General features: G+C 62.9%; 18 protein-coding genes. 7 read left to right on the top strand and 11 right to left on the bottom strand.

All coding sequences use genetic code 11. The features are described from left to right. Positions 1-174: 174 nt before the first annotated feature. The 3 genes from QAZ47_RS21745 to QAZ47_RS21735 all read left to right on the top strand — a co-directional run bounded on the left by QAZ47_RS21745 (position 175) and on the right by QAZ47_RS21735 (position 2,157). Entirely contained in the window at positions 175-543 is a 369-nt protein-coding gene (locus QAZ47_RS21745; RefSeq protein ID WP_278202729.1) for a GFA family protein, read from the top strand. 102 nt (positions 544-645) lie between these two features. Further along, a complete protein-coding gene (locus QAZ47_RS21740) occupies positions 646-1,296 on the top strand; it encodes an OmpA family protein (RefSeq protein ID WP_040969274.1) in 651 nt (216 codons plus the stop codon). Positions 1,297-1,548: 252 nt separating this feature from the next. Then, a complete protein-coding gene (locus QAZ47_RS21735) occupies positions 1,549-2,157 on the top strand; it encodes a hypothetical protein (protein ID WP_278202728.1) in 609 nt (202 codons plus the stop codon). Positions 2,158-2,320: 163 nt separating this feature from the next. On the opposite strand, the gene QAZ47_RS21730 is transcribed toward QAZ47_RS21735, so the two are convergent. Continuing rightward, on the bottom strand, positions 2,321-3,841 hold the full coding sequence (locus tag QAZ47_RS21730) for an ATP-binding protein (RefSeq protein WP_278202727.1): 1,521 nt from the start codon (positions 3,839-3,841) through the stop codon (positions 2,321-2,323). Between the two features lie 76 nt (positions 3,842-3,917). On the opposite strand from QAZ47_RS21730, the gene QAZ47_RS21725 reads away from it, so the two are divergent. The 4 genes from QAZ47_RS21725 (at position 3,918) to QAZ47_RS21710 (ending at position 6,560) form a co-directional block, all read left to right on the top strand. Continuing rightward, the gene (locus QAZ47_RS21725; RefSeq protein WP_278202726.1) at positions 3,918-4,541 is read left to right on the top strand and encodes a thermonuclease family protein; all 624 of its coding nucleotides are present in this window, start codon (positions 3,918-3,920) and stop codon (positions 4,539-4,541) included. Positions 4,542-4,703: 162 nt separating this feature from the next. Then, on the top strand, positions 4,704-5,315 hold the full coding sequence (locus QAZ47_RS21720) for a glutathione S-transferase (protein WP_278202725.1): 612 nt from the start codon (positions 4,704-4,706) through the stop codon (positions 5,313-5,315). Beyond that, entirely contained in the window at positions 5,255-5,959 is a 705-nt protein-coding gene (locus tag QAZ47_RS21715; RefSeq protein WP_278202724.1) for a uracil-DNA glycosylase family protein, read from the top strand. The genes QAZ47_RS21720 and QAZ47_RS21715 overlap by 61 nt, the downstream gene beginning before the upstream one ends. Positions 5,960-6,068: 109 nt before the next feature. Further along, positions 6,069-6,560 (top strand): Lrp/AsnC family transcriptional regulator, encoded by a 492-nt coding sequence (locus QAZ47_RS21710; RefSeq protein WP_066992738.1) that lies wholly within the window; start codon positions 6,069-6,071, stop codon positions 6,558-6,560. A 22-nt stretch (positions 6,561-6,582) separates the two neighbouring features. Here QAZ47_RS21710 and QAZ47_RS21705 read toward each other — a convergent pair whose 3' ends face one another. The 10 genes from QAZ47_RS21705 to QAZ47_RS21660 all read right to left on the bottom strand — a co-directional run bounded on the left by QAZ47_RS21705 (position 6,583) and on the right by QAZ47_RS21660 (position 14,120). After that, positions 6,583-7,155 (bottom strand): DUF3299 domain-containing protein, encoded by a 573-nt coding sequence (locus tag QAZ47_RS21705; RefSeq protein ID WP_278202723.1) that lies wholly within the window; start codon positions 7,153-7,155, stop codon positions 6,583-6,585. Positions 7,156-7,213: 58 nt separating this feature from the next. Next, positions 7,214-7,792 carry a GNAT family N-acetyltransferase gene (locus tag QAZ47_RS21700; protein ID WP_278202722.1) on the bottom strand — a complete coding sequence of 193 codons (579 nt, stop codon included), beginning with the start codon at positions 7,790-7,792 and terminating at the stop codon, positions 7,214-7,216. Beyond that, complete coding sequence (locus tag QAZ47_RS21695; protein ID WP_278202721.1) at positions 7,752-8,456, bottom strand: DNA alkylation repair protein; 705 nt, start codon at positions 8,454-8,456, stop codon at positions 7,752-7,754. The genes QAZ47_RS21700 and QAZ47_RS21695 overlap by 41 nt, the downstream gene beginning before the upstream one ends. 6 nt (positions 8,457-8,462) lie before the next feature. Then, positions 8,463-9,332 carry an NAD(P)-dependent oxidoreductase gene (locus QAZ47_RS21690; protein ID WP_278202720.1) on the bottom strand — a complete coding sequence of 290 codons (870 nt, stop codon included), beginning with the start codon at positions 9,330-9,332 and terminating at the stop codon, positions 8,463-8,465. Between the two features lie 164 nt (positions 9,333-9,496). After that, positions 9,497-10,321 carry an ABC transporter permease gene (locus QAZ47_RS21685; RefSeq protein WP_278202719.1) on the bottom strand — a complete coding sequence of 275 codons (825 nt, stop codon included), beginning with the start codon at positions 10,319-10,321 and terminating at the stop codon, positions 9,497-9,499. Then, entirely contained in the window at positions 10,318-11,034 is a 717-nt protein-coding gene (locus tag QAZ47_RS21680) for an ABC transporter permease (protein ID WP_278074288.1), read from the bottom strand. Before QAZ47_RS21680 ends, QAZ47_RS21685 begins: the two co-directional genes overlap by 4 nt. 78 nt (positions 11,035-11,112) lie before the next feature. Continuing rightward, a complete protein-coding gene (locus QAZ47_RS21675) occupies positions 11,113-11,898 on the bottom strand; it encodes an ABC transporter substrate-binding protein (RefSeq protein WP_278202717.1) in 786 nt (261 codons plus the stop codon). A 151-nt stretch (positions 11,899-12,049) separates the two neighbouring features. Then, the gene (gene mobB / locus QAZ47_RS21670; RefSeq protein ID WP_278202716.1) at positions 12,050-12,565 is read right to left on the bottom strand and encodes a molybdopterin-guanine dinucleotide biosynthesis protein B; all 516 of its coding nucleotides are present in this window, start codon (positions 12,563-12,565) and stop codon (positions 12,050-12,052) included. Beyond that, positions 12,562-13,194 (bottom strand): molybdenum cofactor guanylyltransferase MobA, encoded by a 633-nt coding sequence (gene mobA / locus QAZ47_RS21665; protein WP_278202715.1) that lies wholly within the window; start codon positions 13,192-13,194, stop codon positions 12,562-12,564. Before mobA ends, mobB begins: the two co-directional genes overlap by 4 nt. 5 nt (positions 13,195-13,199) lie before the next feature. Continuing rightward, positions 13,200-14,120: a DMT family transporter gene (locus QAZ47_RS21660; protein ID WP_278202714.1), complete on the bottom strand. Its 921-nt coding sequence runs from the start codon at positions 14,118-14,120 to the stop codon at positions 13,200-13,202. Between the last annotated feature and the right edge of the window lie 79 nt (positions 14,121-14,199).

Raw genomic sequence — 14,199 nt, 5'->3', positions numbered from 1 at the left:
CCTCTCTCAGCGAATTTGCAGAACTCTCAGCACACTACCAAGCGCGTGACGGGCTGACCCTGGGTAGGGCAGTGCCACCGACTCTGCCGACAATGGTTGTCAGGACCACTTCTTTATGTTGCCTTGCAGTTGGAGCAATTCCAGACGGGCGGCGGACAAGGAGAGGTGACGTTCATGACCATCAAGGGAAGCTGCCATTGCAAGGCGACGACGTTCGAAGTGTCCGAAGCGCCGCAGACTGTAACGCAATGCACTTGCTCTTTCTGCTCCAAGCGTGGGTCGCTCTGGGCATATTACGTCCCGTCGCAGTTCAAGCTCACCAGCCCGCCCGAGAACGTCTCCTTCTACCGCTGGGGCTCGAAAACCATCAAACACGGCTTCTGCGCCACTTGCGGCTGCGGCACCTTCACCGAAACCCCTGATTGGTCGACCGGTGAGCCTGACTTCGACAACCCGAAGATCAGCGTCAACTCCCGGCTGTTCGACGATTTCGACCTCGACAAGGTCGAAGTGGTGGTGATCGACGGCAAGAACCTCTGGTAGCACTTTGCCGTTCCGCTTTTTGCCGCAATTCATGTTACAAGGCATGCGGAAGGGCTGATTTGGCGCGGCCGCGATGGCTGCGATTTGGAGAGGGACCATCTTATGAAGAAGACCGTGCTCGTCGTCGTGGCGACGGCTGTGCTCGTGAGCGCCTGCACCACTACCGATCCGTATACCGGTGACCAGAAGATCTCCAACACGGCGGCCGGCGCCGGCCTCGGCGCCCTGGCAGGCGCCAGCCTTGGTCTGCTTGCCGGCGGCAATGACCGCCGCAACGCATTGATCGGCGCGGGCATCGGCGCGCTCGCCGGTGGTGCGATCGGCGCGACGATGGACCAGAACGAGGCGGAACTGCGCCGCCAGCTGCAGGGCACCGGCGTCAGCGTCACCCGCAGCGGCGACCAGATCATCCTCAACATGCCGTCCGACATCACCTTCAACGTCGACCAGGACGCGGTGAAGCCTGGCTTCTACCCGGTGCTGAACTCGGTGGCGCTGGTGTTGAACAAGTTCCGCCAGACCACCGTCGACGTCTTCGGCCACACCGATTCGACCGGCGGCGACGAGCACAATTTCGACCTGTCGCAGCGCCGCGCCCTCGCGGTCGCCAACTACCTCTCCGGCCAGGGCGTCGATTCCCGCCGCTTTGCCGTCACCGGCTTCGGCAAGACGCGTCCGATCGCCTCCAACGCGACGGCCGCCGGCCGCGCCCAGAACCGGCGCGTCGAGATCCAGCTGTCGCCGCTCACCTGAGAAAAGCCGCTTCCAGCGGAGAGCGGCCCGATCAAACAAAAACGGCTCCTCCGGGGGCCGTTTTTGTTCGTCCTGACCGCAACTTAGATCGAAAGTCTTAGGACATTAGCTTCTTCTAATTGGCACTTTTCCAGAACCAGGGAAAAGACTAGCATCGACGCTGTTCCAGAGGGGATGAGGCGGTACAACTGGCCGCGCTATCAACATTTCGCCTCGGTCTTGCACGGCCAGATCAAAGTCTGGGAGGAATGCATGACAAGAACGGCTCGCTTAGGGCGCTGCGGCGTCCTCGTTTTGACTGGTCTTTTTGGCGCTTGGCTCGGCACCGCCACGGCTCAGGCCGAAGACGCCAACAAGGCCGACCTCGAAGCCTTGAAAAAATCGTTGGCCAAATACGAAGACTACCAGGCCGCCATCCGCGATCTCTATCTGTCGACCGAAGGCTGCGTCTACTACAGCGGCGAAAAGATACCGGGCACGATGGACTATCCGAAGGGCGCCATGGGCGTCCATTTCGTCAACGTCCCGAGCGTCGGCAAGAAGCTCGACCCGATGAAACCCAACGTGCTGATCTACGAGCCGACCAAGAAAGGCTTGAAGCTGGTCGCGGTGGAATGGCTGGTGCCGCTGACGCCGGACGTCAAGGAAGCGCCGAGCCTATTTGGCCAGAAATTCATGGGGCCGATGGAGGGGCACTATCCGCTGATCCCGAAGGAGTTCGTGCACTACGATCTTCACGCCTGGCTGTTCAGCGACAATCCGAACGGCATGTTCAGTCCGACGAACCCGAAGGTGAAATGCAACAAGGCCGAGTTTCCGATGCTGGAGAAACCGACCAAGATGATGCCCGGGCCGATGTAAGGATAGCACGGCAATTCCATCGGAGCGGATCGCGTCCTTGCGGGCGCGGCGGCCCCGGTGGGGCATATATACCGCTGGGAATACGCAAGGCGGAATGCAAGGTCGGCAGGAAGGCGGTGCGGGCCGGAGAGGATAGGCGCGCGCCAACTGGGTCGGCGTCGACCTAGCGCCGCCGCGCGGCGACGGCCTTGGTCGGCAGCGCCGGCAATTCCTCCATCACCCGGCTCAGCGGGAAGATGGCGATGGCCTCGGTGCCTTCGCGCAGCTTGGAGTGAAGCTCGAACTCGCCGTCATGCATATCGAGCAGGCCCTGCACGATCGGCAGGCCGAGACCGGTTCCCTGCTCGGCGCTCTTGATGGCGATCGTGCCCTGGCCGAAGGCCGAAAGCACCACGGGGATTTCCTCTTCCGGTATGCCGGGACCGTTGTCCTTGACCGAGATGTACTGACCGCCGCCCGCCGTCCAGCCGACACGGACGCGGACTTCGCCACCCGACGGGGTGAACTTGATGGCATTGGACAACAGGTTGAGTGCGATCTGCCGGATTGCCCGCTCGTCGCCGAACAGGCGCGGCAGGGTGGTCTCGAACTCCTGGATGATGCGGATGTCCTTATTGCGGGCCCTGAGCTCCATCATGTGGCAGCAGTCCTCGACGATCGTCACCAGCACCACCGGCTCCTCGTTGAGCTGGTAGCGGCCGGCCTCGATGCGCGACAGGTCGAGGATCTCGTTGATAAGGTCGAGGAGATGCTGCCCGGAATCATGCACGTCACGCGCGTAATCGCGATAGGTCGGGTTGTTCATCGGTCCGAGCACTTCATTGGCCATCACTTCAGAGAAGCCGAGGATGGCGTTGAGGGGCGTCCTCAGCTCATGGCTCATCGAAGCGAGAAAGCGCGACTTCGCCAGATTGGCGTCCTCGGCCCGCCGCCTGGCCTCGTCGGACATCGACTTCGCCGTCTCGACCTCGGCGATCAGCGCGTCCTTTTCGGAACGGAAGGAGAGCACCATCCACGAAGCCTGGTTGAGATGGCGCGCGACGTAGCCGAAAAAGGGCAGGGCGGCGAACAGAAGCGCCGCCATGATCCCTTCGATCGGCGTCCAAACACGTGCGACGGCATAGGCATAGACCGCGACCGGAACGGCGAAGGTCGCAAGCAGGGCGCCGCCCAGCGACGATGCCATGACCGCGGTCGTCGCCATGGCGACCAGAAGCACCATGGCTTTGACGACATGGAACTGGTCGACCTGGCATGTGGCGCAGCCCAGCCAGGCGAACCAGGCCCAGCCGAGGCCGCATAGCGCATGGCCGATCAGGAAATCGCGGCGCGTCCGTACCGGGTCGAGCTCGGCCGCCTCCGTGCGCTCGACGCGCCGCGCCATGAAGGCGACGATCGTGTAGCAGAGAAGGGTGAAAAGAGCCCAGATGGCGACCTGGTTGCCCAAGCCGGCAAAGCGGCCGACTGCCGCCACGGTGAGCACGAGCAGCGGTATGGCGATCGCGCTGACCGCCATGGCGCGCGCATGCAGCTTCAGCAGCTCGCGGTCGAAGTCGAGGCTGCCGGCCTGCTGCGAGAGACGATCACGCGTCCTGCGCACCGCGCGCGCCACATCGCTGTTGCGATGCGGTTTCCTGCGGTCCACAATGAATTTGTCCGCTGTGTCCGAGCGTAGCAAAGGCATGCCAAGTTCAATTTCTGCGCGCAGCGATTTTCAGTTCGTTAAGCTACGTTCGAATGATTAAGAGACTGTTTGCCATATGAGCCGTTCCTGGTCGCGAAGACCGCGCCGGCGATATGCGCCAGCCCCGCCGCGAACCTTGTGGCGCAGACTGCTGGACTACGCGCTGACCGCGCTTCTGCTCGGCCTCTTCATCCTGGTGGCGGCGCGGCTCGACCGCTTCGAAACGCGCAAGGAACAGGGCATGGCGATCGTCAATGACGGCGATTCGATCACGCTCGGTAGCGAGCGCATCCGCATGCGCGGCATCGACGCCCCGGAGTACACCCAGTCGTGCCGCAAGGACGGCGCAGACTATCCCTGCGGCAAGCTTGCGCGGCAGTCGCTGGTGCGGCTGATCGCCAACAGGCCGGTTTCCTGCTGCGGCTGGCAGCGCGACCGCTACGGCAGGCTGCTCGGCGACTGCAAGGCAGGCGACACAGATCTCAACCGTGCTCAAGTGCAGGCTGGATGGGCGGTCGCCTTCGGCGACTTCGAAACCGAGGAGATTGTTGCGCGAGCCGCCAAGGCCGGCATCTGGGCCGGCTCCTTCGAAGAGCCGCAGGACTGGCGCGACAGCCATCACGATCAGCCGGTCGAGAGGAGGCACGGCACGTTGGCTTCACTCGGCGATGCGCTGCGCGAGCTTGTTCGCTTCCGGTGATGCTCTGTTTGGTGCATGTGCGTCTCCCCAAAAACGCTGCGCACTTTTGGGCGACATGTATTCTCTGTTCGATGCATGTCGTTCTCCCAAAACCACTGCGCACTTTTGGGCGACATGCATTGAAGCGCGCCCTATGATCGGGGTGAAAGATCGGAGAATGGAATGAAGCTGTTCGATGGCGGTCGCGCGCCGAACCCCAGGCGGGTTCGGGTTTTCCTGGCGGAAAAGGGACTGACGATTCCGCTGGTGCCAGTCGATATGGGCGCGTTGGAACATCGCGAGCAGCCCGTGGCGTCGCGCAATCCACTGCGGCGGCTGCCGGTGCTGGAACTCGATGACGGCACCATCATCACCGAATCGATAGCCATCTGCCGCTACTTCGAGGAGTTGCATCCCGAGCCCGCTTTGTTCGGCGAAGGCGCGCTCGGCAAGGCCATGGTCGAGATGTGGCAAAGACGCATGGAGCTCAATCTCATGAGCTGCGTTGCCGCGGCGTTCCGGCACATCCACCCGGCGATGAAGGAGTGGGAGGTGCCGCAGATCCCGGAATGGGGCGAGGCAAACAAGCCCAAGGCGATCGAGTTCCTGCATCTCCTCGACCGCGAGCTGGCTAGCAGGCAATTTGCCGCAGGCGACACCTATTCGGTCGCCGACATCACGGGGCTGATCGCCATCGATTTCATGAAGCCGGCCCGCATCAAGGTGCCTGAAGAGTGCACGAACGTGCTGCGCTGGCACGCGGCGCTCGCCAGCCGGCCAAGCGCCGCTGCCTGAGGCTGGGTTTGGACGAACTGCCCGATATGAGCGAAGAGCTGGAATGCCTCACCGCCAAGGTGCGGGCCTGCCGCATCTGCGTCGAGCAGCCGCGCGGCCGACCCTTGCCGCATGAGCCGCGGCCAGTGCTCAGGCCGTCGTCCAGCGCACGCATCCTGCTCGCCAGCCAGGCGCCGGGCACCAAGGTTCACATCTCAGGCATGCCGTTCACCGATGCTTCCGGGGATCGCCTCAGAAGTTGGCTCGGCGTCAGCAGCGAAGAATTCTACGACACGAGAAAATTCGCCATCGTGCCGATGGGCTTTTGCTTTCCGGGGCAGGACGCCAAGGGCGCGGATCTTCCGCCGCGCCGCGAATGCGCGCCGGCCTGGCGCGCGCCGCTCATGGCGTTGATGCCGCAAATCGATCTGGTGCTGACGATCGGCGGCTACGCGCAGTCCTGGCACATGAGCATGGCGCGTGGATCGTCGCTGACGGAAACGGTCAAAAACTGGCGTGCCATCTGGGATGAGGCGGCCGGCCACAGGGTGCTGCCGTTGCCGCATCCATCCTGGCGGAACACCGCCTGGCTGAAGAAGAATCCCTGGTTTGAAATGGATTTGCTGCCTTTCCTGCGGTCGGAAATCCGCTATCGCATCGGTTAGGCATTCGGCAAGATATCACTCGCTTTTGCCGCCATCGGCAGAATTTCTTTCTTGTGAAAGGCCCTGATAAAAGGGATTATAGCGAAACTATTCCCCTGGAGTTCTCCCGATGGACCGCCTCGACCGAAAAATTCTCCGCCTCCTGCAGGAGGACGCGACACTTGCGGTCGCCGATGTCGCCAAGAAAGTCGGCCTGTCGACCACACCTTGCTGGCGGCGCATCCAGAAGCTCGAGGAAGAGGGCGTCATCAAGCGGCGCGTGGCCATTCTCGACCACGAGAAGGTCAATGTGCGCGTCACCGTCTTCGTGTCGATCCGCACCAATTCGCACAGCCATGAATGGCTGCGGCGCTTCTCCGAGGTCATCCAGGAATTTCCGGAAGTGGTAGAGTTCTACCGCATGAGCGGCGACGTCGACTATCTGCTGCGCGTGGTGGTGCCCGACATTGCCGCCTATGACGCCTTCTACAAGCGGCTGATCGCCAAGATCGAGATCCGCGACGTGTCGTCGTCCTTCGCCATGGAGCAGATCAAGTACACGACCGAAATCCCGCTCGACTACATGATCCTGGACAAGGAGTCGGGTGCGAACGCGGCGTAAGCGCTGTCTGAGACGATAGAACTTAGTTCTTCTTTTTGTTGAGGAAATTCCACGGCGAGTTGACCGGCAACGTGACGGCGTCCGGCACGTTCTCGACGCCGGCCACTTCGGCCCTGCGCACCGTGTAGCCGGACTGGACGATCAGGACGCCATCCAGGATGAAGAGCTGGCTCTTCTCCAAACCGGGCTTCAGCGCGCCGGTCACGGAGACCGGCTGGTAGGCCTCCGCCATCTTGTAGGGATGCGCAGGCGTCACCAGCACGATCTGGTTCGGCGGCGGCGTCGGCATGTGGCTGCAGGCGCCGGTCCAAGGCACCAGCAGGAACTGGTAGACGAGGTCGCCGTCGCGATCGACCGGCAATGCGTAGCCGGCCAATTGAATGGTCTTGTCCTGCAAATCGAGCGACAGCGTCTCGCCGTGATCGGGGAGCTTTGCTGCGATCATCGGCAGGTTGGCGTCCGCGGCGACTGCCTGCGTCGCCGGGCGCAGATCCTTCCAGAAGATGTGCGCGACATCGGCCGCGGCGTCGGCGCCTGTGGCGGTGAGCGCGAGCGCGGCCGCCAGCATCGCGATCGATTTGAAACGCTTGCTCATGGTCGTGCCCATCCTTCGTCAATCCTTTTTCGGAATCGAGTAAAAGCATCGTGACCGCTCAACGTTCCAGTCGCATCACATGCCGGCGAGTGCCCGCAGTGCCAACCTCTTTGAAGCCGCGGGCTGCGAACATGTCGCGAAAACCCATGAAGCGATAGCTCGGGGCGGCCGCGTCGACAGGATAGGCCTCGACCACGCGCGCGCCTTTGGCAAAGGCGTGCTTGATGGCAGCGTCAAGCAAGGATGAAGCCAAGCCGCTGCCGCGCAAAACCCTTGGGACATAGAAGCAGACGATCGACCAGACGCCTGTCTCGCTGTCATCCTGCTGCTTGGAAAGCTTGCGGTAGGTCTCGCGCGGCGCGACCGAGCACCAACCGACCATCTTGCTGTCGATCTCGGCGACGATGCCGACCGGCGTGCCTGCCTCGATCCGCGCCATCATCATGCGCTTCTTCTCGTCGTTCTGGATGTGCTCACGGCCGGAATGGCGCCAGGCCATGCACCAGCAATATTTCGGCGCGCCAGGCTGCTCGAACAAGGTTTCGAAACGGCCGCGCGTTTCCCGCGTCACCTCGATGAAGCGGATGGAGGCGAGGTCAAGTTTTTCGGGCGGCGAGCCGTTCGAGCTGTTTGGCATCCGTCAGTTCCTTGACAGCGTCCTTGCCGATCCAGCGCGCCGTCTTGTCGGACGATGCCGCCAGTTTCTCGGCCAGCGCAAGGGCAGGTGCATGCAGCGCCATCGATCGCTTGCCGATCTGCCGCAGCGCCCAGTTGACCGCCTTGCGAACGAAGTTGCGCGGGTCGCCCGCATGCTTCTCGACCAGCGGCAGATAGGCAAGGAAGGTCGCGTCCGGCTCCTTTTTCAGATGCACCGTGCCCCAGGCCAGCATGGCAAAGGCGGTACGGCGGACGAACTCGCGTTCATCCTGGGCGAATTCCTCGATCAGCTCGCGCCAGAACGGTGTTTCGGCAAATAGGTCGGCGACAGTGTCGACGATCTCCCAGCTGTCGAAGTCGGCGGCCCAGCGCCGGCACTGGCCGATGTCGAGCTTCTTCGGCTCGCCGGTGAAGGCGGCCATCAGCCGCGCCTCGCGGATGCCGGTGTTCCAAAGAAGCAGCGACCGTTCGTGGTTCTTCTTCAGCTTGCGCGCCAGCGGCCGCAAATCGGAATTGCCGATGCCAAGTGCGGTCGCGGTGTTGATGCCGAACCGCGCCATGCCGGCCAGGTTTTCCTTCGTGCCGATCGAGCGCAAATGGGCGACGATGTCGTCGGCGCTCCAGCTCGAATCGGGCAGGGCCATCGTCGCCTATTTTTCCAGACGAGCCAGCAGCGAGGACGTGTCCCAGCGCCGGCCACCCATGTCCTGAACGTCCTTGTAGAACTGGTCGACAAGCGCCGTCACCGGCAGCCTGGCGCCATTGCGGTTGGCCTCGGCCAAGCAGATGCCGAGATCCTTGCGCATCCAGTCGACGGCAAAGCCGAAATCGTATTTTCCGGCGTTCATCGTCTTGTGGCGGTTTTCCATCTGCCAGGAGCCGGCTGCGCCCTTGGAGATCACCTCGATGACCTTCTCGATGTCGAGACCGGCCCTCTTGCCGAAATGGATGCCTTCGGCCAATCCCTGGACGAGGCCGGCAATGGCGATCTGGTTGATCATCTTGGTGAGCTGGCCGGCGCCCGCCGGACCCATCAGCCCCACCATGCGGGCAAAGGCGTCGATGACCGGTTTTGCCTTGTCGAAGGCCGACCGCTCGCCGCCGACCATCACCGTCAGCACGCCGTTCTCGGCGCCGGCCTGACCGCCCGACACCGGCGCGTCGAGGAAGGAAAAGCCGGCCTTTTCGGCGGCTTCGGCGAGTTCACGCGCTACTTCGGCCGAAGCAGTGGTGTTGTCGATGAAAACTGAGCCCTTCTTCATCGCGGCGAAGGCGCCCTTGGCGCCCGTCGTCACCGAGCGCAGGTCGTCGTCATTGCCTACGCAGGAGAAGACGAAGTCCTTGCCCGCGGCCGCTTCGGCCGGCGTCAGCGCCAGCTTGCCGCCATGCCGGGAGACCCACTGCTCGGCTTTCGCCGTCGTGCGGTTATAGACGGTGACGTCATGGCCGCCTTTGTTCCTGAGGTGCCCGGCCATCGGATAGCCCATGACGCCAAGACCGAGAAATGCAACCGATGCCATAAGCCTGCCTTCCAACAGAGATTCCAGTGGCGGAAGGTCTAGGCCATGCGAAAAATTCGTCAAGGCACGCGGAGCCGCATCGACTGGTGCAGGCGAGCCAGAGCGGTTCAGCTTATTCCGGACGGAAAACCGCCACGCACTTTTCCTGGAATTGCTCAGGCGCTCTATCGCTTGAGGTGAATGGTGATCCGGCGCTCGATCCATTCGACGCCGTGGCGCAGGATCTCGACCAGCACCAGATAGACGATCGCCACCCAGATATAGGCCTGGATGTCGAAGGATTTGGCGTAGGCGAGCTTCGCATTTCCCATCAGGTCGTAGACCGTGATGATGGCGACGATGGCCGAAGCCTTGATCATCAGGATGAGCTCGTTGCCGTAAGGCCGCAACGCCACGATGATCGCCTGCGGCATGATGACCTTGCGCAGCGTCTGCAGCTTGTGCAGGCCGAGCGATGCGGCGCCTTCCCACTGGCCCCTGGGCACGCTTTCGATGGCCCCGCGCAGGATTTCGGCCTGGTAGGCGGCGGTGTTGAGCGAGAAGGCAAAGACGCCGCAGTAGAAGGCTTCGCGGAAGAACCACCACAGCCCGACCGTTTCGAGCTCAGGCCGGAATGAGCCGACGCCATAGTAGACCAGATAGGTTTGCACCAGCAGCGGCGTGCCGCGGAAGAAATAGACGTAGCAATAGGCGAGACCGGACAAGATCTTGTTCTTCGACATGCGTCCGTAGGCGACGGGCAGCGACAGGATCGCGCCAGTCACCATGGAAATGGCCACCAGCGACAGGGTGGTTCCCAGCCCCTGCAGATAGGCCGGCGCGTATCTGGCGAAGAACTCCGCGTTCCAGGCGTGGACGAGATAGGCCACGATGCCGAAGCCGAAGAGGATCCACACGCCGACCAGCGCGTAGCCGACGATACGGGCGCGCGGCCAGCCGCGCGCCCGTGGCGGCGGTCTGTCGACGGCGATGGCCTGGCTGACGCTCATCGCGCCTCCCTCCGCCCGAGCGAACGCAGAATATAACCGGTCGCGATCGACGACAGGATGGCGAGCACAAGGAAGACCAGCGCCGCGACGCTGTAGAAGAGGAACGAATGCTTGGTGACGCGGGCCGCGACGCCGGCATTGCGCAAGGTTTCGGCGAGGTTGACGACCGACACCAGCGAGGTGTCCTTGAGCAGGCTGAGCCAGCAATTCTCGAGGCCCGGGAAAGCGATGCGCAGCAGTTGCGGCAGGATCACCAGGCGCATCGTCTGCCATTTCGAAAGGCCAATGGCGTAGCCGCCCTCATACTGGCCCTTGGGAATGGCGCGAAAGGCGGAAAGAAAGACCTCGCTCGCGTAGGACGAGAAGATCAGCGACAGCACGATCATGCCGGCAATGAAGCTGTTCACGTCGACTGCCGCCTCGGGTTCGAACAGGCGCACGACATATTGCAGCAGCAGGGGCATGCCGAAGAAGAACAGGAACAGCGTCACCAGTTCGGGCAGGCCGCGAAAGACCGTCGTGTAGATGTTGGCCGCGAGCCGCAGTGACGGTTCCTGGGACTGTTTGGCGAAGGCGACGAAAAAGCCGATCACCAGGCCGATCGGGAGCGTGGCGAGCGCCAACGCAATCGTGACCAGCACGCCGGAGGCGATGTCGTCACTCCAGCCATCGGGGCCCCAACTGAGAAGTGTCCAAATGCTTTGGGCCGGCATTGGCGGGGCGTGTCTCCGTGGCGATCCCGGAATGAAGGGAGGGCGGTGAGGTCTTCCTCACCGCCCCGAGCGCAATGATCAGGACTCGGCGCCGTAGACGTCGAACTTGAAGTACTTGTCGTTGATTTCCTTGTACTTTCCGTTCTTGCGAATGGCGTCGATCGCGGAATTCAGCTTGTTGACCAGATCGGTTTCGCCCTTGCGCACGGCAATGCCGGCGCCCGGTCCGAAAATCTCGACCGGCTGCGGCGAGGGCTGGCCGAGGATCTTGCAGCAGGCGCCGTCGGGCGAATCCAGCCATTGCTGCAGCACGACGATATCGTCCTCGATGGCGTCGAGGCGACCGTTGGCAAGATCGGCTTGCTCCTCGGGGCTGCTCGGATAGCCCTTGATCGTGCTGTCCGTGTAGGTCTTCGAGGCATAGTTGAAATGCGTCGTCGTGGTAGCGACGCCGATCGACTTGCCGGCGAGGTCCGCTTTGGTCACGCCCTTGAGCGGCGAATCCTTCGGCACGGCAATCGCCGAGGGCGTATTGTAGTATTTGTGCGTGAAGTCGACCTTTTCCTGGCGCTCGGGCGTGATCGACATCGAGGCTACGATGGCGTCGAACTTGCCGGCCTGAAGCGCCGGAATGATGCCGTCCCAGTCCTGCGCGACGAAGGTGCACTTCACCTTCATTTCGTCGCAGAGAGCCTTGGCGATATCGATGTCGAAGCCGACCAGCTGGCCGTCCGAGGTCAGGTTGTTGAAGGGCGGGTACGCGCCTTCGGTGCCGATCCTCAGGGTCTTTTCCTGAGCCTGGGCAACGCCAAGTGTCAGCAGCGCGGCCGAAGCGGCGAGCGCGATACGCAGTGCAATACGCATGATAATCCTCTCATATTGTCATGGCCGCTGTCCCGTGCGGCTCTTGTGGGCGGGGCTTCTTGACCGCCCGCTGCGCGGGATACTCCCACTCTTTCCAAGAAAAAAGCAACTGCAAATCAACAGCAAACGACAATCACCGCGTGCCGTTGCGTTACTCGCCTTTTGTGACGAGGCCAGTCACGCGCTCGATGAAGTCGGCTATCGATTTCGTGTCGTCGAGGTCGAAAACCGGCAGGCTCTCGCCTTCGACTTTGAAATCCGCTGCGATGGCGACGATGTTCGGATCGCCGGCCGCAAGCGGCGTCCGGTCCTTCGCCTCGAGCCGTCTCGCCTCGATCTTCTTGTGCGCCTCGCGCTTGTAGCCTTCGACGAGCACGATGTCGCAAGGCGCCAGCCGCGCCAGGATTTCGTCCAGCTTCGGCTCGTCCTCATCGCGCAGCTCGTGCATCAGCGCCCAGCGCCGGCCGGAGACGATTGCGACCTCCATGGCACCGGCCTGGCGGTGGCGGAAGGAGTCCGTATCAGGCTTGTCGATGTCGAAGTCATGATGGGCGTGCTTCACCGTCGAGACGGTCCAGCCACGGTGCACCAGTTCGGCGACCAGCTTCTCGGTCAGTGTCGTCTTGCCGGAATTCTTCCACCCGGTGATGCCGAATACGCGTCTCATGGTTGGAGGCTTTGCAACAGACTTTCGGCCTTCGCAAGATCGTCCGGGGTGTTGATGTTGAAGAACGGATCGATCCGTCGGCCTTCTGCCTCGATCATCGGAAACTCCACCTCGACAAAACCGTGCCGCTCCATGAAGGCGGAAACCCGGCGGTTGTCCTCGTCGACCAGGAAATGGCGCAGGGCATCGGCGAGGCCAAGCGGCCAGAGCGCGAAAGTCGGATGCCATCTGCCGTCGGAACTGGCGACCGCTATCGCACCTGGGCGTTCGCGGGCGGCAGCAGTCAGTCGTTCGACGAGATCGCCGGGGAAGAACGGCGTGTCGCCGGCGGCGCCGATCAGCGCCCGGCAAGCCGCGTTCGTTGCCGCCCATTCCAGGCCGGTCAGAATGCCGGCCAGGGGGCCGGCATAACCCGGCACCGTGTCGGCAAGCACCGGCAGACCCGTGCCGGCAAACCGCGCCGGATCGCCATTGGCATTGAGCGCAAGCGTACCGACCTGCGATTTAAGACGGGTGGCGACATGGTCGATCAACCTGACTTTGCCCAGCGAAAGCAGGGGCTTGTCGCCGCCGCCCATCCGGCGCGACTGGCCTCCCGCAAGGATGATGCCCGCGACGCTTCGGTCCATCCGGCCTATATGCCGTCCGGCGCCATGTCGGGTCCAGCGCTTTCGGCGGCAGGCTGCCGCCGACCGACGACACGCTCGCGATAGAGCGCGTAGAGGCCGGAGCCGATGATGATAGCGGCGCCGACGATCATCGGCACGTCGGGGACGTCGCCGAAGATGACGAGGCCGAGCAGGATCGACCACAGCAACGCGGTGTAGCGGAACGGCGCTATGAAGGAGATATCGCCTGAACGCATCGCCATGATGATGAACTGGTAGCCGATGAGCACCAGCACCGCCGCCAGCGCCAGCAGCGCGGTCGCCTTGCCGCTCATCGGCGTCCAGCCGCCCATAGGCGACAGCAGCAACGCGCCGAGCACCGTCATGGCCAGCGCCGTTGCCGTCGACACCAGCATGGTCGGGATCGCCGGCGGGATGCGCTTGGTGGCGAGGTCGCGCACAGCGCAGCAGGCAACGCTCGTCAGTGCCAGCAGTGAATAGGCGCTAAAACCCTCGAAACCCGGCCGCACGATGATCAGCACGCCGGCAAAGCCGACGGCGATTGCCAGCCAACGCCGCCAGCCGACGCCTTCGCCGAAGAAAAGCGCGGCTCCCATCGTCACCGCAAGCGGCAGCGCCTGCAGGACAGCGGAGACATTGGCGATCGGCAGGTGCGCCAAAGCAACGAGGAAGGAGACCGTGGCGCCGGCTTCGCCGGCGACGCGCACGGCCACCATCGGCTGCAGCATCGCGCCGGGATTGGAAAGTGCGCCGCGATGCCAGGCAAGCAGGCCGACAAAGAGCGAGGCGAAGGCGCCCCGCACGAGCATGACCTGCGCCATGTTCATCGATTCGGAGGAAAACTTGGTGATCGCGTCGTTGAGCGTGAAGCCGACCATGGCGACGACCATGAACAGCGCCCCGCGAAGATTGGGCGAAAGAGGCAAAGGCGTTTCCAATTGTTCTTTGGATCAAGCCTCTAGCAGCCAAGCGGGAAACAGCAACGTTAAAGAAATGGGCCACGGC

Origin of the sequence: Mesorhizobium sp. WSM4904 (assembly GCF_029674545.1) — a bacterium.
GTDB lineage: Bacteria > Pseudomonadota > Alphaproteobacteria > Rhizobiales > Rhizobiaceae > Mesorhizobium.
The sequence above is the reverse complement of the archived record's forward strand: the minus strand, read 5'-3'. Positions and strand labels throughout refer to the sequence as shown.